Genomic DNA, 23,888 nt, shown 5'->3' with positions numbered 1-23,888 from the left:
AGTCTAGTGACCCAAGACGGCGCGTGGCCGTTGCTTTATATGGCTTGTTTATAATCGCTGGCTGGCGTTTCGGAGGTGTCTTGGTTGGACGGGAGGCTGGTGTCGCGCATCAGGCCGCGCTCTTGCAACAAAGACAGCAATTCCGACGGCGATAATGTCTGCCCAAAGTGCCAGCCTTGGGCTTCTTTGCAGCCCAGCGCCATCAGTGCGTCGGCGGTGGCACCATCCTCGACCCCTTTGGCGACGATGGAGGTGCCCAAGCTTTCGCCAAGGCGCAGCACGGCCATGACAATCGCCTTGGCATCGGGGCTGTGGCCCATGGCGGCAATGAAGCTGCGGTCAATTTTGATGCGGTCAAATGGCAAGGTGCGCAAGTGCGACAAAGACGCATAGCCTGTGCCGAAACTGTCCAGCGTCAAGCGAACGCCTTGGTTTTTCAGGCTAGTGATAATGGCGTGAATCAAGGCTTTATCCTCGATCAACGCGGTTTCTGTAATTTCCACTTCCAATTGATGGGCGGGCAGGCCGGTTTCCACAATCAGCTTGGTTAGCTTTTGGCTGAACCATGGGTCCTTTAGTTGCAGCGGAGAGATGTTGAGCGACAGGCTGATGCTCGGCGACCATTGGCGGGCCAAGATCATCGCATCGCGGGCGACCTGAAACGACAGATCGCTGATCAGGCCCGCATGTTCCGCCAAAGGAATGAAGCGTTCGGGCGGCACATGCCCCAATTCTGCCGATTCCCAGCGCATCAGCATCTCAAACCCCAAGATGCGGCCTGTGCCAAGTTCAACCTGTGGTTCGAAATGGGGCGTAAACTCGCCGTTCTGCATGCCGGCGCTGATCGCATTTTCCCATTTGCTGCGCGCCTGAGCGGCCATTTCCATGCCGCTTTCATACCAAATTTGTCGTCCGCGCCCGCTGTCTTTGCAATGATACATTGCGATGTCGGCTTGGCGAATCAATGTGTCCATCGACGTGTCGGCGCTTTGCGCCAAGGCTACACCCAAGGAGGCCCCGACATGCACGGGCTTTCCGTCATAGCGCAATTGTTCGCGCAGTCCGACCAGCAGATCGTAGGACAGGACATCTACGGCGGCCCGCGCACCGCGTGGAATGTTCAGCATCGCGACAAATTCGTCGCCGCCGAGTCTCGCTTTTAAGGAATCATCGGGCAGGCTGCGGGTCAGATGCTCTGCGGCCTGCTGTAAAATTTTATCGCCGCCACTATGGCCATGATTGTCGTTCACCGACTTAAAATGATCCAGATCGAGTAGCATTAGCGCCACGTCGCGGTTCGCCTGTGCGGCGTCGTCCAGCATTTTCTGTCCGCGAATCATCAAGGCACGCCGATTAAACAGGCCGGTCAGCATGTCTGTGTCGGCTAGAAATTGGGCTTGCTCAGCGGCTTGGGTGCGTTCTGATATTTTCATCGTTAGCTTTTTATGATGTTGCCATCCGAACAGGATCAGGGCGACATTTAGAATAAGGGCGACCGTTACAGCGCGATCAGGCCCGCCATTTAAGCCAATAAAGGCTTGAACGGCGCCGCTCAGCACTTCGCTGCCCGTCCCGACAAACAAGATAATGGCGGCCGCAACAACGCCGCCAGTCAGGACCTCTTCCCGAACAGCGCGGCGCGGATGTTTCATTGCCATTTCTTCTGATTTAGACACTATATCCATACCCCTAGCTTGTAGGGATAGGCGGGAACGGGTGAAATAATGGTTAAGTTTAAACTGAACCTAATATTTCCGTCGTGGCTGCTGGACGATTAGGGGCGCTTGCGTTTTTACGCCTTTTCCTCTAGGAGCAGCCGTGTCTGACAGCATAAGGTTGCTAGGCATATCGACATCCGCGACGGAAAAGCTCCTGTCTACGGATACCGCTGGTTGGCGAGGTTTCGCTCACCGGCGTGTTTTGCGTTGGCCCGAATCGATGGGATTCGCCGCCGCTATGATGTCGGAAGAAGGGATTTGAAGACGAATGTTCGATAGTCTGACGAACCGGTTGGGCGATGTTTTCGGCAAGCTGCGCGGTCGCGGGGCTTTGACCGAGGATGACGTTCGCGCCGCGATGCGCGAAGTACGCATTGCCTTGCTCGAGGCCGATGTGGCCTTGCCTGTTGTTCGCAGCTTTATCGATCAAGTCACCGAATTGGCCATTGGCCATAATGTGATCCGCTCGGTGACCCCCGGCCAGCAAGTTGTTAAGATTGTCAACGACGCGCTGACCGAAATGTTGGGTTCGGAAACATCCGACCTGAATTTGGCCGTAACACCTCCCGCCGTCATCATGATGGTTGGTTTGCAGGGTTCGGGTAAAACCACTTCGACCGCCAAAATCGCTAAGCGCCTGAAAGAAAAAGAAGGCAAAAAGGTGATGATGGCATCGCTGGACGTTAATCGTCCAGCGGCGCAAGAACAGCTCGCGGTATTGGGTAGCCAGATTGACGTGGCCACCCTGCCGATCATCACCGGCCAACAGCCTGTTGAAATCGCGCAGCGCGCTTTGCAAGCCGCCAAGCTGCAAGGCTTTGACGTATTGATGCTCGATACGGCGGGCCGTTTGCACGTCGATCAGCAGTTGATGGACGAAATGCAGGCGGTGTCGCGCACGGCATCGCCCGCCGAAACGCTGCTCGTTGTCGATAGTTTGACCGGCCAAGACGCCGTGCAAGTGGCGCAGCGCTTTACCGAACAAGTGCCGCTGACCGGTGTTGTGCTCACCCGTATGGACGGTGATGCGCGCGGCGGTGCGGCGCTGTCGATGCGTGCGGTTACTGGCAAGCCCATTAAATTCGCAGGCGTTGGCGAAAAGCTGGATGGTTTGGAAGTGTTCCAACCATCGCGCATCGCGGGCCGCATTTTGGGCATGGGCGATGTGGTCAGCTTGGTCGAAAAGGCCGCTGAAACCATTAAGGCCGAAGATGCTGAGGCGATGGCGGCCAAGCTCGCCAAGGGCCAGTTCGACCTGAACGATCTGCGGATGCAATTGACACAGATGCGCAATATGGGCGGTCTCGGCGCGCTGGCCGGTATGATTCCGGGCCTGAAAAAGGCGCAGGCAGCGGTGGCCCAGTCCAACATGGACGACAAGCTGCTCATCCATATGGACGCGATTATGGGATCGATGACGCCCAAGGAACGGGCGAAGCCGGAACTGATCAACGCAAAGCGCAAAATCCGCATTGCCAATGGTTCGGGTACTTCGGTGCAGCAGGTGAACAAGGTGCTGAAAATGCACCAAGAAATGTCCACCGCTATGAAGAAACTCCGCAAGATGGGCGGCCTGAAGGGCCTCGGCGCGTTGTTCGGACGCGGCGGCGGCATTCCCGGTTTGGGTGGCCTTGGCGGCGGACTTGGTGGTTTGGGCGGCGGTGCGGGAGGCGGCCTTGGCGGCCTGCCCGGCATGGGTGGCGGCAATATTCCGCCGGACCTTGCGAACCTGCTGAACAAAAAGAAATAATCAGTTTTTAGACATTTAACGAATTATCAAAGAAGGAATAACATCATGGCAACCAGCATTCGCCTCGCACGTGGCGGTTCGAAAAAGCGCCCTTACTACAAGATCGTTGTTGCTGACTCGCGCAGCCCACGCGATGGCCGCTTCATCGAACGTATCGGCAGCTATAACCCACTGCTGTCGAAGGACAATCCAGAGCGCGTTAAGCTGGACCTCGACCGTGCGAAGCACTGGGTTTCGGTTGGTGCGCAACCTACCGACCGCGTCGCTCGCTTCCTCGACGTTGCTGGTGTGAAAGAACGCGCTGCTCGCAACAACCCGAACAAAGCAAAACCAGGCGAAAAGGCCACCGAGCGCGCTGAAGAAAAGGCTGCGAAGATCGCAGAAGCTGAAGAAGCAAAGAAGGCTGCAGAAGCCGCTGCTGCTGAAGCTGCTGCCGCTCCTGCTGCTGAAGAAGCACCGGCTGAAGAAGCTGGCGAAGCAACCGAAGCTTAAGCTTTGGCGCGTCTGGACCGACCCGTCACCTTGGCCGCCATCGCTGGCGCGCATGGGGTGCGGGGCGAGGTTCGGCTCAAGCTATTTGGTGAAGGCGCGGATACCCTCCGCGCCTTTCCCATTTTTGATGCCGGAACCCGCCAACTCACCTTGAAAACCATCCGGCCCGCCAACCAAGGCGCGGTCGCATCTTTTGCGGAAATCACCGACCGCAACGCGGCAGAAGCGATGCGCGGCACGGTGTTAACGGTTCCGCGTTCTGCTCTGCCGGATTTGGCAGAGGGGGAATATTATCATCATGACCTGATCGGCCTGCCGTGCAAATCCACGGATGGGGTTGATGTGGGCGTGGTGCATACCGTCGAAAATTTCGGCGCTGGTGATATTTTGGAAATCGAACGCCCTGATGGCAAACGCTTCATGGTGCCGATGAATGCGGCCGCTGTTCCGGCATGGGACGACGATGCTGTCACCATTAGCGCGGCCTATATCGAATGACCTTTACCGCCGTTCCTGTGACGCTGTACCCCGACATGTTTCCAGGGCCATTGGGCCATAGCATGGCGGGCCGGTCCCTTGAGGCTGGGCGGTGGGCGTGTGATCCGGTGCAAATTCGCGATTTTGCAACCGACAAGCACCGTACGGTGGATGATACGCCCGCAGGCGGCGGGGCAGGCATGGTGTTAAAGGTCGATGTGCTGGCTGCCGCCGTTGACCATGCACAGGCCAAACACCCCAATTTGCCGGTGCTGGCGATGACCCCGCGCGGCCGCCCCATCACGCAGGCCCGCGTGCGGGAATTGGCGGCGGGGGCAGGGGCGATAATTTTATGTGGCCGCTTCGAAGGCTTTGACGAACGGATTTTTGCGGCCCGCGACATTGAACAAGTGTCGATGGGCGATATTATCCTGTCGGGCGGAGAGATGGGCGCCTTATTGTTGCTGGATGCCTGTGTGCGGTTGCTGCCCGGTGTTATGGGCGCGTCGGCCAGCGGCGATGAGGAAAGCTTTGAAAACGGCTTGCTCGAATATCCCCATTATACCAAGCCGGCCGCGTGGGAAGGCTTGACCATCCCCGATGTGCTGCGCAGCGGTGACCATGCCAAAATCGGCGCATGGCGGCGCGAACAGGCAGAGGCCGACACGGCGGAACGTCGACCAGATTTGTGGGTGCCTTATGCCGAAGCCAAGGCGGCGGCAGAGGCGTTGAAGCCCAAGCGTAAACGCAAGAAGCCCAAGGCTGAACAGGCGGAATAAGCCCGCCGCAACCCCTTGCTTTTTCGCGGGGTTCAGCGTAATCGGCGCGCCATATTGGGTTGATTTGCGAATCATTTTTACGATGTTTTGCGGATCATCGCCGCCATCTCTTTTGCCATTGGCGATCGAGGGCTGAATTTCCGAAGTGCTGTGATCGGGGAATTTGGCTGAAATTCATACGGTTATGCAAGCCGGACCTTTGTGAGCATCATGTCGATGCTCGGGCCGTTTTGCCTCTGACGCGCAGCGAACTGAAAAAGGACGATGGGCATGAACCTCATCCAAACGATCGAAGCTGAAGAAATTGTCAAAGCTGACAAGACCATTCCTGAATTCCGTCCTGGTGACACCGTTCGCATCGGTGTGAAGGTCGTCGAAGGCGAACGTAAGCGCGTTCAGAACTTCGAAGGCGTGTGCATTGCGCGCTCGAACAAAGGCATGGGTTCGAACTTCACCGTTCGTAAAATGTCCTTCGGTGAAGGCGTGGAGCGCGTATTCCCGCTTTACTCGCCCAACATCGATTCGATTACCGTTGTTCGCCGTGGTGCTGTGCGCCGTGCGAAGCTGTACTATCTGCGTGGTCGTACAGGTAAATCGGCACGTATTGCGGAACGCCGCGATTACCGGTCGGAAGCCGGCAAGGCCTAAGGAGAGCTTCTCTCCACTAAAGCCAAAAAAGCTTTCCAATTCGACCGGTTCCGCCAACAGGCAGGACCGGTCGTTTTCATTTTCGGCATTTGAAATCAAGAATCCCCGCCTGTGCATCGTTACAGCCGTGCCGCGCCTTGGGCCGTGGCCGCTTTTGCACAGCAGGGCCTGTTTGGATGCTGGGCCAGCTTCGCAGCGATGCTTGGGGGGCTGAACGTAACAAGTTCAAGAATTTATCGTTTAAGGAGTGGCATCATGGGTTATCGTATCGTTGTCGCAGGGGCGACGGGTAATGTCGGGCGTGAAGTGCTCGCTATCCTCGCTGAGCGTCAATTTCCCATCGACGAATTGGCAGCGGTCGCATCGTCGCGCAGCCAAGGTGATCCCGTAGAATTTGGTGACACCGGCAAAACCTATAAGTGCCAGAATATCGAGAATTTCGATTGGGCTGGCTGGGACATGGCGATTTTCGCTATCGGCAGCGATGCGACCGCCATTTATGCGCCCAAGGCCGCCGCAGCAGGTTGTGTGGTGATCGACAATAGCTCGCTTTATCGCATGGATCCTGATGTGCCGTTGGTTGTGCCCGAAGTGAACCCTGAAGCCATTGACGGCTATACGGCGCGTAACATCATCGCCAATCCCAACTGCTCGACCGCGCAAATGGTTGTGGCGTTGAAGCCGCTGCACGATGCCGCCACCATCAAGCGCGTTGTCGTATCGACCTATCAGTCGGTTTCGGGCGCTGGCAAGGCTGGCATGGACGAGCTGTGGAACCAAACGCGCCAGATCTTTGTCGGCGACGAAAAGGATGTGCAAAAATTCACCAAGCAGATCGCGTTTAACGTGATCCCGCATATCGACAGCTTCCTCGACGATGGCTCGACCAAAGAAGAGTGGAAGATGGTGGTCGAAACCAAGAAGATCATGGACCCCAAGATCAAGGTGACGGCCACCTGCGTGCGCGTTCCGGTGTTCGTGGGCCATTCGGAATCGATCAACATCGAATTTGAAAATGAGCTTTCGGCGGAACAAGCGCAGGATATTTTGCGCGAAGCCCCCGGCGTGATGCTGGTCGATAAGCGCGAAGATGGCGGTTATGTGACCCCGGTGGAATGCGTGGGCGATTATGCCACTTTCATCAGCCGCGTGCGTGATGACAGCACCCTCGATAACGGCATCAACCTGTGGTGCGTGTCGGATAACTTGCGCAAGGGCGCGGCGCTCAACGCGGTGCAAATCGCAGAATTGCTGGGCCGCCGTCACCTGAAGAAGGGCTAAGCGAACAGTCGGTCACCCACCGCCCTGTCAGCATGGCTGTGGGTGATTTTGGCGGATTGAGCCTAGTGGCCCATGTCCGCCATATCCACTTTGGCGGCATTTTTTGCTGGTGGACGAAGAAATAGCGCCATCGGAACCACCGCCAGCATCGCCCACATGATAAACCAGAAATCGTTTAAATAAGCGATCATCGTGGCTTGGCGCGTGATCTCGGCATTGACCATCGCCAAGGCCCCATCCCCCAATTGTCCAAAACGATCGAGTGTGCTGGCGTCCAGCATGCTGACGGCGCTGTTGGTAATATGGCCGCCCAATTCTTCGTGGCTGCGCTGACCGCTGGACGCCAACATGGTCACGACAATGGAGATGCCAAAGGATGCGCCCAAGCTGCGGAACAAATTCAGTAGGCTGGAGGCGTCGGTACGATATTGGGGTGGGATGGTGGCAAAGGCCAAGCTGTTCAGCGGAATGAACACCAAGCCCATGCCCAGCCCCTGAACCAACCCGCTGATCACCACGGGGCTCATGCCCATGTCCAACGTCCAATGGCTCATCATCCACATGGAAAAAGCACCAATGGCAAAGCCGGTGCCAACCAACCAGCGCGCATCAACGCGGCCCACCAGACGGCCCGCCAGCGCCATGCTCAGCAAAATGCCGATACCGCGCGTCGCCAGCACCATGCCCGTGTCGATGATGGGCCAACCAAATAATTTTTGCAGCATAGGCGGAAGCAAGGCCATGGGAGCAAACATCGCGAGGCCTAAAATGATCATAAAGCCAAGCGCGGTAATCATATTGCGATCACGCAGCATGGATTTGGGAAACAGCGGTTCGCGCGCCGTGAACATATGAACAAGGAATATCCACAAACAGGCCAGCGCTAGGCCCGCTTCAATCCATATTTCGACACTGGAAAACCAATCTTCATGGGCTCCGCGATCCAGCAGCAACTGCAGTGCAGCAAGGCCCAAGGCCAAAATGGAAAATCCAAATAGATCAAATCGTCGCGGCGTAGCAGCGCGGTCAGGCAGCAAGAGCCACAGCATGAACAAAGTCAGAATGCCAACAGGGACGTTGACATAAAAAACCCAGCGCCAGTTCACCGCTTCGGTCAGCCATCCGCCCAGAAAAGGTCCCAAGATCGGACCGACCATAATTCCCATGCCCCAAATGGACATGGCACGGGAATGTTGCTCGGGTGGATGGATATCGAGCATCACCGACTGGGACAGCGGCCCGATGAAGGCCGCGAATAATCCCTGGAATATGCGGAATAAGACCATCTGTTCCAAAGATTGCGCCGCGCCGCATGCCATAGATGCCAGAATGAATCCGCACACAGAGATTAAGAATAATTGACGCCGACCAATGCGATCGGCCAGCCAGCCCGTGAGCGGCATAGCGACGGCGGTCGCCACAATATAGCTGGTGAGAACCCAATTTACGGATTCACTGGTCGCGCCAAGCGAACTTTGCATATGCGGAATAGCGACATTGGCAATGGTCGTATCCAAAATTTGCATGATCGACGCACCCATCACCGCGATCATCAGCAATCCGCGATGCTGGACTTGTGCGTGAATGGGAATGTCGCCGCTTAGGCGCGTGGGCTTACGAGCCATGGACTTCTATCTCAGCGCGGCTTGGAGGCGGTGATCACCTCGACCTTGGCAGACAGGCCCGCAATCAGTTCGCGTGCAGGGGCTTCGTCCAATGCAATGCGAACAGGAACACGCTGCGTGATTTTGACCCAATTGCCCGTCGCATTTTGGGCGGGCAGCACGGAAAATTCGCTGCCGGTGCCGGCGCCAATGGTGGCGACATGCCCGCGCACAACCAGATTGGGATAGGCGTCAAAACGAATATGGGCTGGCTGACCAATCTGCATATTGGCAAGATCGGTTTCCTTGAAATTCGCTTCAATCCATGGGTGCGCCGTATCCACCAAGGTGACCGCCGGAACGCCAGCGACCATCATTTGGCCAATCAGCAAACGTGTCGTCTGGGCAACCCGCCCGCCATTCGGCGCGCGGACTTCGGTACGTTTTAATTGAACATTGGCTTGCTCGCGCTTGACTTGTGCGTTCTCTACGGCGGGGTTCAGCCCGCTAGAGGGGCCTGACGCCAATTTGCTACGTGCCTCGGCAGCAGATGCCTGCGCTTGACGGATTTTCTCGCGGGCTTGGGCCACGGCATGGCTGGATGCGTCATAGGCGGCCTTGGTGGTAAAGCCTTTCTCCATCAACGCGGCCTGACGGTCAAAATTGATTTGGGCAAAAGCCAAGGCTTCTTTGGCAGCGGCAATTTCAATGTCCGATGTGTGGGCGCTGGCCGACAAATTTCCCAAATCAACCTTGGCGGCATCCAGCGCGGCATTGGCTTCGGCGACGCTGAGTTGATAGGGTTCGGGATCAATGCGAAACAACAGGTCACCAGCTTTGACCAATTGGCCGTCCTTCACGCCCACTTCGGTGATGCGTCCGCCGATTTCCGCCGCGACGGATACTTTGTCCATTTTGACATAGGCATTATCCGTGCTGACCGACCCACCGCTGAGCAACCAATAGGCCAATCCCGCCGCAATCAGGATGACCGGCACGCTGAACATGACCAATGATTGTTTCCATGTTCGCTTTTGGACAGGCGGCTGGTCGGATGATGGGGTGATCGGCGAAGCGGCGGGCTGGTTCGCGTTGACGGCGTCGGACACGGATTATTCCTTTAATTCTATTATTTCTCTTGGGCTGGGCAGGCGGTGCGGTTGGATAAGTTGGACTGAACCTTGGCCACTAAGCGCTTCAGTTCGGCTTGTTCGGGCGCAGTGAGCCCGTCCATCGCCATGGATTCCAGATCGTCGATCATATGGCGGATGCCTTGCATCAATTTTTCGGCTTGCGGCGTCAGATACAGCAACCATGCGCGGCGATCTGATGGGTCATGGCGGCGTTCGACCAGCCCTGATTCTTGCAGCCGGTCGACCATGCGGCTGAGTGTGATGGGCTCCACCTCGATCAGTTCCGCCACGGGACCTTGCCGAATTCCAGGTTCGCGCCGGATATACATCATCAAGCGCCATTGCAGCGCCGTGCAGCCATCCTCGCGGCTACGCGCATTAAAAGCGCGTCGATACAGCCGCGCTGTGTCGTTCAACAAAAACCCAATATGCTCAGACATGGCTATTATTATAATAGCAATAGCTACTATCGGCAAGCTGGGTTGGGGCCGACATTATATTTTTTGGTCGGGCACCCAAAAATCATAGGGGGCTTGCGTCATTTCGATAAATTGGCATTCTGTGTGTCATGACTTTATCTGCTCAGCTTTTCTGGTCCTTTCGGTCCCCCTACAGCTATTTGGCGATTGGCCGATACCGCGCTTTGGCGGATAGCCATGATGTCGATATCACCGTTCGGCCTGTCTATCCGTTGGCCATTCGCCAAGCGGATTTTTTTGAACGCAACCACCCCAATTGGTTGGGCTATACGATGCGGGACATGGTTCGCGTGGCCCAATTTTACGCCATCCCCTTTGGCCCGCCGCGCCCCGACCCGATCGTGCAAGATGTGATCACCCGCAAGATCGCGGAGGATCAGCCCTATATTTACCGCCTGACGCGATTGGGACAGGCGGCGGCGCGGCGCGGGAAAAGTCTGGCCTTTTGCCACGAGGTGGGAAGCTTGATTTGGGGCGGCGCGCGCGATTGGCATTTGGGGGGGCATCTGGCCGAAGCGGCCGAGCGGGCGGGATTGGATTTGGCGGAGTTGGACGCCGAGGTTCGCGCCGAGGCGGACAGTTTGGACCGTGAAATTGGCGCCAATCAAGCCGTCCTTGATGCATCGGGTCATTGGGGCGTACCGACCTTGGTCTTTGATGGTGAACCTTTTTTTGGACAGGATCGGTTCGACCTTGCTAAGTGGCGGATGGAACAGAAAGGCCTGAAGCCACGATGACTGACGTAGAATTTTTCGCTGCCCGCGATGGTGTAAAGCTGGCTTATCGCCAGATGGGCGAGGGGGCACCGCTGATTTTGGTGCATGGCTTATTTTCCAATGCGGAAATGAATTGGGTGAAATTTGGCACGGCGGGTCAGTTGGTGGATGCGGGTTACCGCGTCATCATGCCGGATCTGCGCGCCCATGGCGCTAGCGAAGCCCCGCAAAGCGCCGAATTTTATGGACCCGATGTATTGGCGGAGGATTTGGAAGATCTGATTCAGCATTTGGGGTTGAATGATTTTGATCTGGGCGGTTTTTCGTTGGGGTCGCGCACCAGTGTGCGCGCGGTGGTGCGCGGTATGCGGCCGCGCCGTTTGATCTTGGGCGGCATGGGGCTGGGCGGTTTGGCTGGCTGGACAAAGCGCAGCGCCTTTTTCCAGCGCGTGATTGCTGAATTTGACACTGCCAAACGCGGCGATGCCACATGGTTGTCCATTCAGTTTATGAAGACGATGAAGGTGGACCGCACCGCCGCCAGCCTGTTGCTGCAAAGCTTTGCGGATACAGACCCCGCTGCGTTGTCGGCCATCACCATGCCGACCTTGGTGGTGTGCGGCGATCAAGATCAGGACAATGGATCGGCACAGGAATTGGCCGATGTGTTGGCGCAAGGCGTTTTGGCGACCATTCCCGGCACCCATATGTCCAGCGTGACAATGCCGGAATTGGGCGCAGAGATGGTACGGTATTTGGAGCAAACGACCGCTTGACCGCAGGCCATCCAAAGCGCAATCTGTCACGAGAATGCCGTATAAGGTATTGAAATAACAGAGGACGCAGTGTGATGAAGATGATGATTTCCAGCCTGTCGCTGGCAGTGTCATTGGCCCTTGCCGGACCAGCGGTGGCCGCCGAACCGGCGGCGAAGCCCAAAAAAACGTCAACGTCCGCCGCCGCCCAAACCAAAGTAACGGCGGCGGATGCCGATGCGTTTGTGGCGGCGGTTGAGCAAGATTTGTTCGATTATACGGTCGAAGCATCGCAGGTGAATTGGGTAAACAGCACCTATATCACCGAAGATACAGACGCGATGGCGGCCCGCATCAATGCGATTGGCACCGAAAAATCGGTGAAATATGCCCTAGAAGCGGCCCGTTATTTGGACGTGCCCAATTTGAGCAGCGATACGGCGCGCAAGCTCAATATCTTGCGCAGCGGTATTGTGTTGCCAGCCCCCACCACGGCGGGCGCCGCGCAAGAGCTCAGCCGGATTTCCACCGACCTTCAATCGCAATATGGCAAGGGTCGCGGTACGCTGAATGGCAAGCCGATCAATGGGTCGGATATTGAGGCGGAAATGGCCAATTTGTCGCTGACCCCCGCCCAATATCAGGAAATGTGGACCAGTTGGCACGATAATGTCGGCAAACCGATGCGCGATGATTACAGCCGCATGGTCGACATCGCCAATCAGGGTGCCAAGGAATTGGGTTATAGCGATGTGGGTGCCATGTGGCGGTCGGGTTATGACATGCCGCCAGAGGAATTTGCCAAGCTGACCGACGAATTGTGGAAAGAGGTTGAGCCGCTATATCTGGCGCTGCACACCTATGTTCGCGGCAAGCTGAATGCGAAATATGGCGATGCGGTTCAGCCCAAAACGGGTCCGATCCGCGCCGATTTGCTGGGCAATATGTGGGCGCAGGAATGGGGCGGAATTTACCCCTTGGTGGCGCCCGCTGGGGCTGGCGATTTGGGCTATGATATTGGCGATTTGCTGACGGCGCAGAAAAAAGACCCTGTACAAATGGTCAAAATTGGCGAAGCATTTTACAGCTCTTTGGGGCTGGCGCCTTTACCAGAGACATTTTGGACCCGCAGCATGATCACCAAGCCTGCGGACCGTGAAGTGGTGTGCCATGCGTCGGCGTGGGATATTGATAATAAAGACGATATTCGCATCAAAATGTGCACCAAAGTCAACGCGACCGACTTTATCACCGTGCATCATGAATTGGGCCATAACTATTATCAGCGCGCCTATAAGGATCAGTCCTTCCTCTATTTGAACGGCGCAAATGACGGTTTCCACGAAGCCATTGGCGACTTTGTGGCCTTGTCCATCACCCCACAATATTTGGTGGATATTCAGTTGTTGGACCCGAAAAATGTGCCGAGCGCAGACAAAGATATTGGTCTATTGCTGCGTCAAGCTATGGACAAGGTTGCCTTTTTACCATTTGGCCTGTTGATCGACAAATGGCGTTGGGGTGTGTTTAACGGTACGATCAAGCCCGCTGGATATAATCAGGCGTGGAACCAGCTTCGTCTGCAATATCAGGGGATTGTCCCACCGGTTGACCGTCCGGCGGATGCTTTTGATGCGGGCGCGAAATATCATATTCCCGGCAACACGCCTTATGCGCGCTATTTCCTAGCGCGGATTTTACAGTTCCAATTTTATGAAGCCGCCTGCAAGCAAGCCGGATGGACGGGGCCGCTGCACCGTTGTTCCTTCTATGGCAATAAAGAGGTGGGCGCGCGCTTGAACACTATGTTGGAAATGGGCATGTCCAAGCCGTGGCCGGACGCGCTGGAAGCCTTTACGGGTGAGCGCAAAATGTCGGGCAAGGCGATGATGGGCTATTTCGCGCCATTAAAAACATGGTTGGACGAACAAAATAAGGGCCAGCGCGTTGGCTGGTAATTTGGCGCGGCGCGCGTCATGAAATAAGGGGCCGGAACATCCTTTGTTCCGGCCCCTTATTTGTGGGTTTTACGCTTAACGGAAAGGGGGTTCGTTGAAGGCGCGCAATTTGCGGCTGTGCAATTTCGCCCCTTCGTCGCGCAAAATCTCGCATGTCAAAATGCCGATTTTCAAATGGGCGGCGATGGCTTCTTCGTAGAAACGATTGGCTTGGCCAGGCAGTTTTAATTCGCCATGCAGCGGCTTGTCGCTGACGCACAGCAAAGTGCCATAGGGCACGCGAAAGCGATAGCCTTGGGCCGCGATGGTGGCGGATTCCATATCAATGCCAATCGCCCGCGATTGCGAAAAGCGCAGCGCGCTGTCGCTGTAGCGCAATTCCCAATTGCGATCGTCGGTGGTGACCAGCGTGCCGGTCCGCAGGCGCTTTTTTAAATCGGCGCCCCGCGTTCCGGAAATCGCTTCGGCCGCGCTGGCCAGCGCCATTTGCACTTCGGCGATCGGGGGGATGGGGATTTCGGGCGGCAGGACGCTGTCCAAAATATGGTCGTCGCGCAAATAGGCATGGGCCAACACATAATCGCCAATGCGCTGGGTGGGACGCAGCCCGCCGCAGTGGCCGATCATCAGCCATGCTTCTGGGCGCAGCACCGCCAAATGGTCGCAGATGGTTTTGGCGTTCGACGGGCCGACGCCGATATTGACCAAGGTGATGCCGTCGCCGCTGGGTGTGATTAAGTGATAGGCGGGCATTTGATGCCGCCGCCACGCGCTGTCGGCCACCAATGCGCCGGCGTTTACGCCTGCTTCGTTGACATAAAGGCCGCCAGCACCGGCCAATGCTGTGTAGCGGCCCTTGCCAATTTGCTCGCCGGCCCACGAAACAAATTCATCGACATAGCGGTGATAGTTGGTGAACAAGATATAGCGTTGAAAATGTTCCGGCGCGGTGCCCGTATAGTGACGCAGGCGCGCCAAAGAAAAATCAGTGCGCAGCGCGTCAAACAGCGCCAGTGGTTGGGATTTTTCTGTGTCGGCCCCAAATAGGCCATCGGCCAATTCGTCGCCAATATCCGCCAAATCGGTGGTTGGGAAATGGCGGGCCAGTTCCAGCGGTGTCACGCTGCCCATGTCCGACCCATCGCTGGCATCCAAAACATAAGGGAAGGGGATTTGCTGGCCCGTGCGCGTAACCTCGATGGTGACATCGTAATTTTCCACCAATAGCGACAATTGTTCGCGCAAATAATCGGCGAATAAATCGGGGCGGGTGATGGTGGTGACAAATTCGCCGGCGCGTTCAAAATGGCCGAAGGCAACGCTGTGGCGGTCCGCTGTACCGCGATATTCGCCGTCGGTGACAATCCGCAACGCGGGATAGTCGAACAGGCCCGTTTCGCGGGCATCGGCGGGCGGCAATGTGCGATGCTTCACATAATCTGAAATCGCGGATTTCAGCGCGCCAACGGCGGTTTTAAATTGGGTCTGAAGTTCGCTGATAATCGTTTCAACCAGCGTGTCAGTATCGGTCTCAATCTTCGAAGTTCTGATGGTCATGTCGCTATAGTGACATGCTTTTATGACCAAAGAAATATGCCGTGGTTAATCCATCGAAAATTGCTGAATTGGCAAAATATGCGGGCATGAAAGGCGCGGCATGCCGCCAGACATTATAAGAAAATTACCATGATGGTGTTGGGCCACCATATAGGGCGATGGCGCACAGCGGATTTGCCGCCGTGCGCCATCGCCAAAATAAATATTTTACAGATTTTCGAGCATATGTTCTGCGCTGGAAACCCGAAATTCGCCCGGTGCTTCGACGAACAATTGTTCGACGACACCGTCATTGACGACCATCGAGAAACGCTGGCCGCGCTGGCCCATGCCAAAAGCCGTGCCATCCATGGTCAAGCCCATGGATTCGACCAAAGCGCCATTGCCATCGGCCAACATGGTGACGCTGTCGGTGGCTTCGCCTTGCTTGGCCCATGCGCCCAGCACAAAGGCGTCGTTGACGGCGGTGCAAGCAATTTCGTCAATGCCCTTGGCCTTGAGTTCTGCGGCCTTGTCCACATAGCCGGGCAAATGCTTGGCCGAGCAGGTCGGTGTAAATGCGCCAGGAACCGAGAAAAGGGCAACTTTGCGGCCAGCGAAATATTCGCTGCTCTTGACCTGTTCGGGGCCATTTTGGGTCATTTTGACCAAGGTGGTTTCAGGCAGTTTTTCGCCAGTTTGAATTGTCATGGGGCATCCTTTCTGAACTTGGGTATCATTTTCACCGCAGACATTGTGCGGCGGACAGGCCAAGTCAAGGTGATGGCCCGATTTCGTTGCCCTTTGACGCGTGTATCGGCCAAGATAAGCGATCAGGAAATTTGCCCATGGGGCTGGACCCACGGACAGAGCATCGCCATGATGAATATATGAATGAAAGAAATCCTTGGTTTACGGGTCAGCTATTGTTGGCCCTGCCCGGAATGGGGGATCGTCGGTTTGAACAGGCTGTTATCGCTATGGTCAGCCATGACGATGATGGCGCAATGGGCATTGGTGTCGCCAAATTGCTGGATGGCCTGACGGTTGGGTCTGTCATGGACCAATTGAACATCGCCCATGAAGACCCGCTGGACGTGCCAGTCTATTTTGGCGGACCTGTGGAACCGACCCGTGGTTTTGTGTTGCATAGCATGGATTGGGCGGGGGCGGATGCGGTGCAAGTCGCTGATCGTTGGATGCTGTCCAGTTCCCATGATATTTTGCGTGCCATTGCGGAAGGGCGCGGACCCAGCCAATGGTTGGTCGCGCTTGGCTATGCAGGCTGGGAGGGTGGCCAGTTAGAAGATGAGCTAGTGCATCATGGCTGGCATGTGACATCCGGCAGCGACGCCCTGTTATTTGGCGAGAAACCGCATAAGAAATGGCACCGCGCCTTTTTAGACGGGGGCATAGATACGCGCTTATTGACCATCACGGGCGGCGAGGCCTGACGGTGGGGGCGTCCTTTGGTACGGAATGACGCCCACCTTTTGCCATAAAGTGGCGGTTAGCGGACCAGCGCAAGCTGGGCGCTGGACACCGGCTGGCGGCTGTTGAGTTGGACCAAGGCCTCCCGTGCGGCCCATCGCGAATCCCGATAGCGGCCATTCGCCATTTCCAGATCATAACGATCGGGGCTGTTTAGGGCCGCCAGATAGGCGGATTTCGCTGCATCAATTTGGCCTGTGCGGGCCAGTGCTGTTCCCAGATTGATTAAATGGGCGGGGTGCTGGGCATTGACTTCGTCCATGGATAATTTTTCCACGGCACGCATATTTTGGCCCGAAGACAATTCGGCATAGGCCACTGGCAATTGTTCCAGGCTTGGTTGCGGCGCGGTCACCACGACGATGGATTGCGCGGCTGCGGGCACGGAATAGGCGGCGAGTATGCCAATTAGGATGGCGGAAATTTTCATATTCTCTCTCCCCAATAGATGAAATTCTGGTTCTGATTGTCCATATTGTCAGAAGAAATGTCAAATATTTCAGCCTGTTGTCACAATATTGTAACAAATATAAATTAGCCTTATCGCAAAGGCGTTTATTGGGCTTGGAAATGTGACAGGCCATGCGCTGGAAAAATTTATTTTTAACCCTGCGCGGAAAAATCTCATTTTTCTGCTGTTTTGACATGTGCCCCTCCGCTGCGCCCCTCCTATGCGCTTGGTAACGGCGACCTTGGTTGGGTTGGGGGGAATTGGGCCGGAAATCGCGGCCACCCTATTGCGTCCCGCCGGATAAGAATGGAGTGGGATATAAAGAAAAGTTTATATTTGATGGGGGCGGGATAATCCGCTAAAGCGCGTAACTTAATTGCGCTGCTACGGGCTTGTGGCCGCTGGTCAGTCGCCACCACCCGCAGGAATGTTGAAATAGGAGAATGGCTTGTGGCCACCGCCGCTAATACCCTCGATTATGTGATTGCCGATATTGGTCTGGCTGATTTTGGCCGCAAAGAAATTGCCATTGCCGAAACCGAAATGCCTGGCCTGATGGCGCTGCGCGCTGAATTTGGCGCAGCACAACCATTGAAGGGAGCGCGCATCACCGGTTCGCTGCACATGACCATTCAAACGGCGGTGCTGATTGAAACTTTGGTGGCGCTGGGCGCAGAAGTTCGCTGGGCAACCTGCAACATCTTTTCTACCCAAGACCATGCGGCGGCAGCCATTGCGGCGCAAAATATCCCTGTGTTCGCGGTAAAGGGCGAAAGCCTTGCGGATTATTGGGATTATGTGGGCCGTATCTTTGATTGGGGTAACACCACCGCCAATATCATTTTGGACGATGGCGGCGACGCCACCATGTTCGCGCTGTGGGGCGCGAAGCTGGAAGCAGGCGCAACCTTGCCCGCGCCAGAAAATGAAGAAGAAATCGAATTTCAGCGCGCCGTGAAGGCCTTTGTTGCGGCGAACCCCGGCTATTTGACCAAGACGGTCAAGGCGTTGACGGGCGTGTCGGAAGAAACGACCACGGGTGTGCACCGCTTGTATGAATTGGCGAAAAAGGGCGAATTGCCTTTCCCCGCGATCAATGTGAACGACAGCGTCACCAAGTCGAAGTTCGACAATCTTTATGGTTGCAAGGAAAGCTTGGTCGACGCCATCCGCCGCGCCACCGATGTGATGTTGGCTGGCAAGGTGGCCACTGTTTGCGGTTTCGGCGATGTGGGCAAAGGATCGGCGGCCAGCCTTCGCAACGGCGGGGCCCGCGTGTTGGTGACCGAAGTTGATCCGATTTGCGCGCTGCAAGCCGCGATGGAAGGCTATGAAGTCGTCACTATGGAAGAAGCGGCGACCCGCGCCGACATTTTCGTGACCGCGACCGGCAACGCCGATGTCATCACCGCTGAACATATGGCGGCGATGAAACCCATGAGCATCGTGTGCAACATTGGTCACTTTGACAGCGAAATTCAGATCGCTGGTCTGGCCAATTATAAGTGGACCGAAGTGAAGCCCGGCACCGATTTGGTGGAATTCCCCGATGGCAAGGAAATCATCGTGCTGGCCAAGGGCCGCTTGGTCAATCTGGGCTGTGCCACCGGCCACCCCAGCTTTGTGATGTCGTCCAGCTTTACTAATCAGGTGCTGGCCCAAATCGAACTCTTCACTAAGGGTGAGAATTATAAGAATGAAGTCTATGTGCTGCCCAAGCATTTGGACGAAAAGGTTGCCGCGCTGCACCTTGAAAAGCTGGGCGTGAAGCTGAGCAAGCTGACCCAAAAGCAGGCCGATTATATCGGCGTCAGCGTCGATGGTCCCTTCAAGCCCGATCATTACCGCTATTAAGGTGGAACGCCCATATTTGGGGGCGCAATGGTGAAGGAAAAAGGCCCAAGTCCCTGTTGGAGTTGGGCCTTTTTTCTGGTCATCGTGCAGGACAGGCAGATCTACGGCCATATGGTGGAAAATTGCTGTGGGTGAATGTGATTTCCCCCTGCACAGATGATTGAAACATCGCCCCATCAGCAGTAGGGCAGATGCATCATGCACACAGGGCGTTTTCCCAACATTTTTGGAATCCATTGGGGATGAGCGAGCCTCTGTCCCCCGTCATGTCTTTTTTGCTGGGTTTGATGGCGGTCCTGTGGTTGGCCGCCGCGATATGGGCCTTGGTGCGCGGCATTTCGATGCAGCGAGGTTCCGCCTTTGTGGCCGCCCAATCCGAGCGTTTGTCGGCCTTGCTGGCCGCCGCGCCGCAAATGCCGGTGATTATTCGCCCCGATTGGCGCATCGAGGCCAGCGACCGACTGGACCGCTGGTTGGGCGTGGACGGCGGGATTCGCCATTTTGATGATATGCGCGGCCCAGACACTGGCTTTCCGGCTGCGGGGCATGAGCAATTGCGTCAGGCCATATTGGGGGCCCAGCGCGGGGCCAAAGCCTTTACACTCAGCCTGCGTCCGCAAGGCGGGGCGCGCACCATTGTGATTCAAGGCGGGGCCGCCCCAGCAGCGATTGGCGGGGCTGGCACCGTCTTATTGTGGATGAGCGACGCTACCGAAGGGCAGCAAGCCTTGGCCGAAGCGCGGCGCGAACGCGACGATGCAATGGGTGCGTTCGAAGCCTTGTCCGGCCTTATCGACACCGCGCCCTTCCCCATGTGGTTCCGCGACATGAATTTGCAATTGTCGCTTGTCAACCACGCCTATGTCGAAGCCGTAGAGGCACCAAGCGCCGCTGCGGTGATTCAAGATGGCATTGAATTATGCGAACCGGTGGCGGGTGTCCGCGCCATTGATGCCGCCGCCGCCAGCCGCAAAAGCGGGGAGGCCCAGCTGCGCGCCATTCCGGTCACGGTCAAGGGTGAGCGGCGGATTATGCGCGTGGTCGATGTGCCTTTGGCCCCAGCAGGCGGCCGGACCATCGGCATTGCGGGCTATGCTGTGGATATTCAGGAATTGGAGCTGGAACGCAGCGGTCATCGCCGCTTTGCAGAGGCGCAGCGCGAATTGTTGGACCGTTTGTCCGCGGCGGTGGTGCAATTTGGGCCGGACCGCCATTTGGTTTATGCCAATTTGCCGTTTCGCCGCATGTTCAACATTGACGCCGAAACCTTGAACGAAGCGCCGCCTTTTGCCCGCTTGCTCGACCGATTGCGCGACGCAGGACGGACGCCCGAAGTGCGCGATTTTCCAGCATGGCGCGAAGCGCATGAACAATGGTTCGCCCGCCCCGATGCGGCGGAGGAAGATTGGTTGCTGCGTGATGGCACCCATTTGCGCGTCGTCGCCCAGCCCACGCCCGAAGGCGGTTTGTTGCTGATCGTCGAGGACCGAACCGAGCATATCCAATTGGCGGGTGCGCGCGACACTTTGCTGCGGGTGCGCACCGCGACTTTTGATAATTTATTCGAAGCGATCGCGGTCTTTGCTCCCGATGGCCGCTTGCATTTGTGGAACCAGCGCTTCCGCCGCTTGTGGGCCATTGATGAATTTCAACTAGCGGCGCACCCCCGCGTAGATGTGCTGATGGCCGGATTGGCGGACCGTTTGGCCAAGCCCGAACAAATTAATGTGGTGCAAGAGGTGATCCGTGCCGCCACCTTGGAACGGGTGCAGCGCATTGGCGAAATTCGCTTTGCCGACGGGCGGCATTTTGACTTTGCCTCCATTCCCCTGCCCGACGGCAATGCGCTGTTGATCATGCTGGATATCAGCGATAGCCGCCGCATCGAAGGGGCTTTGCGCGAACGCAACGAAGCCTTGGAAGCGGCGGACAAGGTCAAGACGGCCTTTTTGTCGCGGATGAGTTACGAATTGCGCACACCCTTGACCAGCATCGCTGGGTTTAGCGAAATGCTGCAAGGTGGCTATGCAGGCGGATTGAACGACCGTCAGACCAGCTATGTCGGCGCGATTATGGACAGTGTCGGCGTGCTGGGCCGTCATATCGACAATGTATTGGACTTGGCGCAGGCGGAGGCGGGAACGCTGGCGATTGAACATGCGTCCGTCGATGTCGCGGCTTTGTTGGACCGCGCCATGGATGATTGCGCGGCCTTTGCGGCGCAGGAACAGATTGAGCTTGTGCGCGAAATCGCGCCGGATTTGGGCGAGATTGCGGGCGATGCGGCGCGGCTGGGCCGCTTGCTGGGCAGCATGATCGACAATGCCATTCGCTTTACCGCGCCCACGCGGCGCAGCGATGGCCGTGTCTTGGTGCATGCGATGGGCGATGATCAGGCGGTCATAATCATTGTGTCGGACAATGGCCCAGGATTGCCGGATGATGTCGCCGCCGTCACCAGCGGGCGTCAGGCGGCCACCGCAGCGGGGGGCATTGGCTTGGCCTTGGCCCGGCAATTGGTATCGGCCCATGGAGGGGTGATGGATGTGGTAACCGAAAAGGGGCAGGGGACGTTGGTGCGTATCAACCTGCCGCGCGGCGAATGACGCAATTTGTGGTGCATTATGGTCTTGCGGACGCGGCCCGCATTGGGGCTGCGCTGGGCGCGGTGCTGGGCGCGGGGGATGTGATTTTGCTGTCGGGCGATTTGGGGGCCGGAAAAACCACCCTTGCGCGCGGCATCCTGCAAGCGCGCGGCCTTGCTGGCGAGGCCCCCAGCCCCACCTTTGCGATCATCCAACCCTATGCGCCGCCAGAGGTAGATATGCCGATCGGCCATGTCGACCTGTATCGGATCGAGGATGCGCGTGAATTGGTCGAACTGGGGCTGGATGATTATTTATATGATGGTGCCTTGCTGATCGAATGGCCGGAAAGGCTGGGCGATCAGGGGTGGCCGGGGGCCCTTGGCTTGCACATAAGCGGCGAGGGGGATCAGCGTATTTTGACGGCGGATGTGCCGATGCATTGGGAAAAAAGATGGCCGCTTTGATGACAGCACCGACATATGCACCGGCCTTTTTGGCGGCGCATGGCTGGGCGGATGCACAGATATTGCCTTTGGCAGGGGACGCCAGTTTTCGGCGCTATTTCCGTGTGGTGGACGGCGTGCGGCGCGCGGTGTTGATGGACGCCCCGCCGCCCCACGAGGACCCGCGTCCCTTCATTGCTATGGCCGAATATCTGCGCGCACAAGGTCTTTGCGCCCCCGCCATTTTGGCGCGGGATTTGGATCAGGGCCTGTTGTTGATCGAGGATTTCGGTGACGACCGCCTGCGCGAAGCCTTGGATGCGGCCCCGCAAACAGAGGCGGACCATTATGGCGCGCTGACCGACTTGCTGGCCCATTTGCATCAACGCCCCGCCATGGCGGATTTGCCCGTGCACAGGCTGGAGCAATGGTTGGACGAGGTCATGTTGCTGACCGACTGGTATTGCCCCGCCTTGGATTTGACGGTCGACCGCGACGCTTTTCGTGCCGCATGGCAGCAAGTGTTGACGCCGGTCGCCGAAGACGGCTTGCCGCGTGTCACCGTGCTGCGCGATTTTCACGCTGAAAATATCATGCTGATCGATGGGCAAAGCGGCCTTCACCATTATGGCTTGCTGGATTTCCAAGACGCGCTGTTGGGGCATCCGGCCTATGATCTGGCGTCGGTGCTGGAAGATGCACGGCGCGATGTGACGCCCGCTATCGAACGGCAGATGATCGACCGCTATATCGCTGCGAGCGGGGTGGATGCGCGGTCCTTCGAGGCCAGCTATTGGGCCTTGGCGGCGCAGCGCAATACCCGCATTTTGGGTGTGTTTGTGCGTTTGTGGAAACGGGATGGCAAGCAAGGCTATCGTCGGTTTCAGCCGCGCATGTGGGGCTTGGTCGAACGCGATTTGGCGCATCCCGCCTTGGCCCCCGTTCGTGCGTGGTTTGATGACAATATACCGCCCGAAAAACGCGCCGCCGCTTGGCAGGACGCAATCTGATGGCGGACGGGGTGCAGATTGAATCCGCGATGGTGATGGCGGCGGGCCTGGGCAAGCGTATGCGCCCCCTAACCGCGACCCGTCCCAAGCCGCTGATCCGCGTGGCGGGCAAGGCGTTAATCGACCATAGTTTGGACCGTATCGAGGCGGCGGGCATCCGCAAGGCCGTGGTCAATGTCCATTATCTGGCGGACGCATTGGAAGCGCATTTGGCGGCCCGCAAAGGCCCGATGAACATCGCCATTTCCGATGAACGCAGCCAATTGCTGGAAACAGGGGCGGGCTTGGTCAAGGCTTTGCCGATGCTGAGCGGTGATCCGATATTGGTCGCCAACAGTGATAATATTTGGACCGATGGGCCGGAAGACAGCATTCGTCATTTGGCTCGCCACTGGGACGGTGACCGAATGGACGCTTTGTTGCTGCTCATCCGTCAATCCGGCGCCACAGGGAATAAGGGGCAGGGCGATTTTCATATGGATGCGGGCGGGCAATTGTCGCGCCGCAAAGGCGGGCATGTCGCGCCCTTTGTTTATACCGGCATCCAGTTGATATCCCCGCGTTTATTGGTGGACCCGCCCGAAGGGCCCTTTTCGACCAATATTTTCTGGGACCGTGCCATAGCGGCAGGACGGTTATTTGGCGTGTCGCATATGGGGCAATGGTTTGATGTCGGCACCCCCGCCGCCATTGCGCCGACCGAAGCCATGCTGGCGCGCGGATAA

At 57.0% G+C, this 23,888-nt stretch carries 22 protein-coding genes; 15 read left to right on the top strand and 7 right to left on the bottom strand.

The features are described from left to right. Positions 1 to 35: 35 nt before the first annotated feature. On the bottom strand, positions 36 to 1,652 hold the full coding sequence (locus tag LKO31_RS10520; protein ID WP_227690481.1) for a putative bifunctional diguanylate cyclase/phosphodiesterase: 1,617 nt from the start codon (positions 1,650 to 1,652) through the stop codon (positions 36 to 38). A gap of 334 nt (positions 1,653 to 1,986) precedes the next feature. Between LKO31_RS10520 and ffh the strand changes: the two genes are divergently transcribed. The 6 genes from ffh (at position 1,987) to LKO31_RS10490 (ending at position 7,145) form a co-directional block, all read left to right on the top strand. Next, positions 1,987 to 3,468, top strand: a complete 1,482-nt coding sequence (ffh, locus tag LKO31_RS10515) for a signal recognition particle protein (RefSeq protein WP_227690480.1) — start codon at positions 1,987 to 1,989, stop codon at positions 3,466 to 3,468. A 45-nt stretch (positions 3,469 to 3,513) separates the two neighbouring features. Beyond that, positions 3,514 to 3,960: a 30S ribosomal protein S16 gene (rpsP, locus tag LKO31_RS10510; RefSeq protein ID WP_227690479.1), complete on the top strand. Its 447-nt coding sequence runs from the start codon at positions 3,514 to 3,516 to the stop codon at positions 3,958 to 3,960. A gap of 3 nt (positions 3,961 to 3,963) precedes the next feature. After that, a complete protein-coding gene (rimM, locus tag LKO31_RS10505; RefSeq protein WP_227690478.1) occupies positions 3,964 to 4,458 on the top strand; it encodes a ribosome maturation factor RimM in 495 nt (164 codons plus the stop codon). Continuing rightward, complete coding sequence (gene trmD / locus LKO31_RS10500) at positions 4,455 to 5,216, top strand: tRNA (guanosine(37)-N1)-methyltransferase TrmD (protein WP_227690477.1); 762 nt, start codon at positions 4,455 to 4,457, stop codon at positions 5,214 to 5,216. The genes rimM and trmD overlap by 4 nt, the downstream gene beginning before the upstream one ends. A 270-nt stretch (positions 5,217 to 5,486) precedes the next feature. Continuing rightward, a complete protein-coding gene (gene rplS / locus LKO31_RS10495; protein WP_227690476.1) occupies positions 5,487 to 5,864 on the top strand; it encodes a 50S ribosomal protein L19 in 378 nt (125 codons plus the stop codon). Between the two features lie 255 nt (positions 5,865 to 6,119). Then, the gene (locus LKO31_RS10490; RefSeq protein ID WP_227690475.1) at positions 6,120 to 7,145 is read left to right on the top strand and encodes an aspartate-semialdehyde dehydrogenase; all 1,026 of its coding nucleotides are present in this window, start codon (positions 6,120 to 6,122) and stop codon (positions 7,143 to 7,145) included. A 62-nt stretch (positions 7,146 to 7,207) separates the two neighbouring features. On the opposite strand, the gene LKO31_RS10485 is transcribed toward LKO31_RS10490, so the two are convergent. From LKO31_RS10485 to LKO31_RS10475, 3 genes are read right to left on the bottom strand one after another with little or no spacing between them, the layout of a single operon-like run. Next, positions 7,208 to 8,770 carry an MDR family MFS transporter gene (locus tag LKO31_RS10485; protein WP_227690474.1) on the bottom strand — a complete coding sequence of 521 codons (1,563 nt, stop codon included), beginning with the start codon at positions 8,768 to 8,770 and terminating at the stop codon, positions 7,208 to 7,210. A gap of 11 nt (positions 8,771 to 8,781) precedes the next feature. After that, positions 8,782 to 9,858: an HlyD family secretion protein gene (locus LKO31_RS10480; RefSeq protein ID WP_227690473.1), complete on the bottom strand. Its 1,077-nt coding sequence runs from the start codon at positions 9,856 to 9,858 to the stop codon at positions 8,782 to 8,784. A 20-nt stretch (positions 9,859 to 9,878) separates the two neighbouring features. After that, entirely contained in the window at positions 9,879 to 10,322 is a 444-nt protein-coding gene (locus LKO31_RS10475) for a MarR family winged helix-turn-helix transcriptional regulator (protein WP_227690472.1), read from the bottom strand. 128 nt (positions 10,323 to 10,450) lie between these two features. Between LKO31_RS10475 and LKO31_RS10470 the strand changes: the two genes are divergently transcribed. The 3 genes from LKO31_RS10470 (at position 10,451) to LKO31_RS10460 (ending at position 13,790) form a co-directional block, all read left to right on the top strand. Then, positions 10,451 to 11,098: a 2-hydroxychromene-2-carboxylate isomerase gene (locus tag LKO31_RS10470; protein WP_227690471.1), complete on the top strand. Its 648-nt coding sequence runs from the start codon at positions 10,451 to 10,453 to the stop codon at positions 11,096 to 11,098. Next, entirely contained in the window at positions 11,095 to 11,853 is a 759-nt protein-coding gene (locus LKO31_RS10465; protein WP_227690470.1) for an alpha/beta fold hydrolase, read from the top strand. Before LKO31_RS10470 ends, LKO31_RS10465 begins: the two co-directional genes overlap by 4 nt. 74 nt (positions 11,854 to 11,927) lie before the next feature. Continuing rightward, positions 11,928 to 13,790: a M2 family metallopeptidase gene (locus tag LKO31_RS10460; protein WP_227690468.1), complete on the top strand. Its 1,863-nt coding sequence runs from the start codon at positions 11,928 to 11,930 to the stop codon at positions 13,788 to 13,790. A gap of 75 nt (positions 13,791 to 13,865) precedes the next feature. Here LKO31_RS10460 and LKO31_RS10455 read toward each other — a convergent pair whose 3' ends face one another. Together LKO31_RS10455 and LKO31_RS10450 are read right to left on the bottom strand one after the other, a co-directional pair. Continuing rightward, a complete protein-coding gene (locus tag LKO31_RS10455) occupies positions 13,866 to 15,347 on the bottom strand; it encodes an AMP nucleosidase (RefSeq protein ID WP_227690466.1) in 1,482 nt (493 codons plus the stop codon). A gap of 207 nt (positions 15,348 to 15,554) precedes the next feature. After that, positions 15,555 to 16,037 (bottom strand): peroxiredoxin, encoded by a 483-nt coding sequence (locus LKO31_RS10450; RefSeq protein ID WP_227690465.1) that lies wholly within the window; start codon positions 16,035 to 16,037, stop codon positions 15,555 to 15,557. 179 nt (positions 16,038 to 16,216) lie between these two features. On the opposite strand from LKO31_RS10450, the gene LKO31_RS10445 reads away from it, so the two are divergent. Continuing rightward, entirely contained in the window at positions 16,217 to 16,780 is a 564-nt protein-coding gene (locus LKO31_RS10445) for a YqgE/AlgH family protein (protein ID WP_227690463.1), read from the top strand. A gap of 56 nt (positions 16,781 to 16,836) precedes the next feature. Here the strand turns inward: LKO31_RS10445 and LKO31_RS10440 are convergent, their stop codons facing one another. Next, on the bottom strand, positions 16,837 to 17,247 hold the full coding sequence (locus LKO31_RS10440) for a hypothetical protein (protein ID WP_227690462.1): 411 nt from the start codon (positions 17,245 to 17,247) through the stop codon (positions 16,837 to 16,839). A 471-nt stretch (positions 17,248 to 17,718) separates the two neighbouring features. Here LKO31_RS10440 and ahcY point away from each other — a divergent pair, with 471 nt between their 5' ends. From ahcY to LKO31_RS10415, 5 genes are all read left to right on the top strand, one after another. Then, the gene (ahcY, locus tag LKO31_RS10435; RefSeq protein WP_407699273.1) at positions 17,719 to 19,122 is read left to right on the top strand and encodes an adenosylhomocysteinase; all 1,404 of its coding nucleotides are present in this window, start codon (positions 17,719 to 17,721) and stop codon (positions 19,120 to 19,122) included. Between the two features lie 242 nt (positions 19,123 to 19,364). Continuing rightward, positions 19,365 to 21,728, top strand: a complete 2,364-nt coding sequence (locus LKO31_RS10430) for a PAS domain-containing sensor histidine kinase (RefSeq protein WP_227690460.1) — start codon at positions 19,365 to 19,367, stop codon at positions 21,726 to 21,728. Further along, entirely contained in the window at positions 21,725 to 22,174 is a 450-nt protein-coding gene (gene tsaE / locus LKO31_RS10425; protein WP_227690458.1) for a tRNA (adenosine(37)-N6)-threonylcarbamoyltransferase complex ATPase subunit type 1 TsaE, read from the top strand. Before LKO31_RS10430 ends, tsaE begins: the two co-directional genes overlap by 4 nt. Beyond that, the gene (locus tag LKO31_RS10420; protein WP_227690456.1) at positions 22,174 to 23,163 is read left to right on the top strand and encodes an aminoglycoside phosphotransferase family protein; all 990 of its coding nucleotides are present in this window, start codon (positions 22,174 to 22,176) and stop codon (positions 23,161 to 23,163) included. Before tsaE ends, LKO31_RS10420 begins: the two co-directional genes overlap by 1 nt. Further along, complete coding sequence (locus tag LKO31_RS10415; protein ID WP_227690454.1) at positions 23,163 to 23,888, top strand: nucleotidyltransferase family protein; 726 nt, start codon at positions 23,163 to 23,165, stop codon at positions 23,886 to 23,888. Before LKO31_RS10420 ends, LKO31_RS10415 begins: the two co-directional genes overlap by 1 nt.

Origin of the sequence: Sphingopyxis yananensis, from assembly GCF_020687785.1 — a bacterium.
Lineage (GTDB): Bacteria > Pseudomonadota > Alphaproteobacteria > Sphingomonadales > Sphingomonadaceae > Sphingopyxis > Sphingopyxis yananensis.
Note: the sequence above shows the minus strand (reverse complement) of the source record. Positions and strands in the feature narration are given on the sequence as shown.

Bases quoted from the DNA above. Each gene is read 5' to 3' on its own strand.
- LKO31_RS10430 (WP_227690460.1), top strand. From the start codon at position 19,365: ATGAGCGAGCCTCTGTCCCCCGTCATGTCTTTTTTGCTGGGTTTGATG.
- trmD (WP_227690477.1), top strand. From the start codon at position 4,455: ATGACCTTTACCGCCGTTCCTGTGACGCTGTACCCCGACATGTTTCCA.
- rpsP (WP_227690479.1), top strand. From the start codon at position 3,514: ATGGCAACCAGCATTCGCCTCGCACGTGGCGGTTCGAAAAAGCGCCCT.
- LKO31_RS10440 (WP_227690462.1), bottom strand. From the start codon at position 17,247: ATGAAAATTTCCGCCATCCTAATTGGCATACTCGCCGCCTATTCCGTG.
- LKO31_RS10415 (WP_227690454.1), top strand. From the start codon at position 23,163: ATGGCGGACGGGGTGCAGATTGAATCCGCGATGGTGATGGCGGCGGGC.
- ffh (WP_227690480.1), top strand. From the start codon at position 1,987: ATGTTCGATAGTCTGACGAACCGGTTGGGCGATGTTTTCGGCAAGCTG.
- tsaE (WP_227690458.1), top strand. From the start codon at position 21,725: ATGACGCAATTTGTGGTGCATTATGGTCTTGCGGACGCGGCCCGCATT.
- LKO31_RS10470 (WP_227690471.1), top strand. From the start codon at position 10,451: ATGACTTTATCTGCTCAGCTTTTCTGGTCCTTTCGGTCCCCCTACAGC.
- LKO31_RS10460 (WP_227690468.1), top strand. From the start codon at position 11,928: ATGAAGATGATGATTTCCAGCCTGTCGCTGGCAGTGTCATTGGCCCTT.
- rplS (WP_227690476.1), top strand. From the start codon at position 5,487: ATGAACCTCATCCAAACGATCGAAGCTGAAGAAATTGTCAAAGCTGAC.
- LKO31_RS10465 (WP_227690470.1), top strand. From the start codon at position 11,095: ATGACTGACGTAGAATTTTTCGCTGCCCGCGATGGTGTAAAGCTGGCT.
- LKO31_RS10520 (WP_227690481.1), bottom strand. From the start codon at position 1,652: ATGAAACATCCGCGCCGCGCTGTTCGGGAAGAGGTCCTGACTGGCGGC.
- LKO31_RS10485 (WP_227690474.1), bottom strand. From the start codon at position 8,770: ATGGCTCGTAAGCCCACGCGCCTAAGCGGCGACATTCCCATTCACGCA.
- LKO31_RS10445 (WP_227690463.1), top strand. From the start codon at position 16,217: ATGAATGAAAGAAATCCTTGGTTTACGGGTCAGCTATTGTTGGCCCTG.
- LKO31_RS10455 (WP_227690466.1), bottom strand. From the start codon at position 15,347: ATGACCATCAGAACTTCGAAGATTGAGACCGATACTGACACGCTGGTT.
- LKO31_RS10450 (WP_227690465.1), bottom strand. From the start codon at position 16,037: ATGACAATTCAAACTGGCGAAAAACTGCCTGAAACCACCTTGGTCAAA.
- LKO31_RS10475 (WP_227690472.1), bottom strand. From the start codon at position 10,322: ATGTCTGAGCATATTGGGTTTTTGTTGAACGACACAGCGCGGCTGTAT.
- LKO31_RS10490 (WP_227690475.1), top strand. From the start codon at position 6,120: ATGGGTTATCGTATCGTTGTCGCAGGGGCGACGGGTAATGTCGGGCGT.
- LKO31_RS10420 (WP_227690456.1), top strand. From the start codon at position 22,174: ATGACAGCACCGACATATGCACCGGCCTTTTTGGCGGCGCATGGCTGG.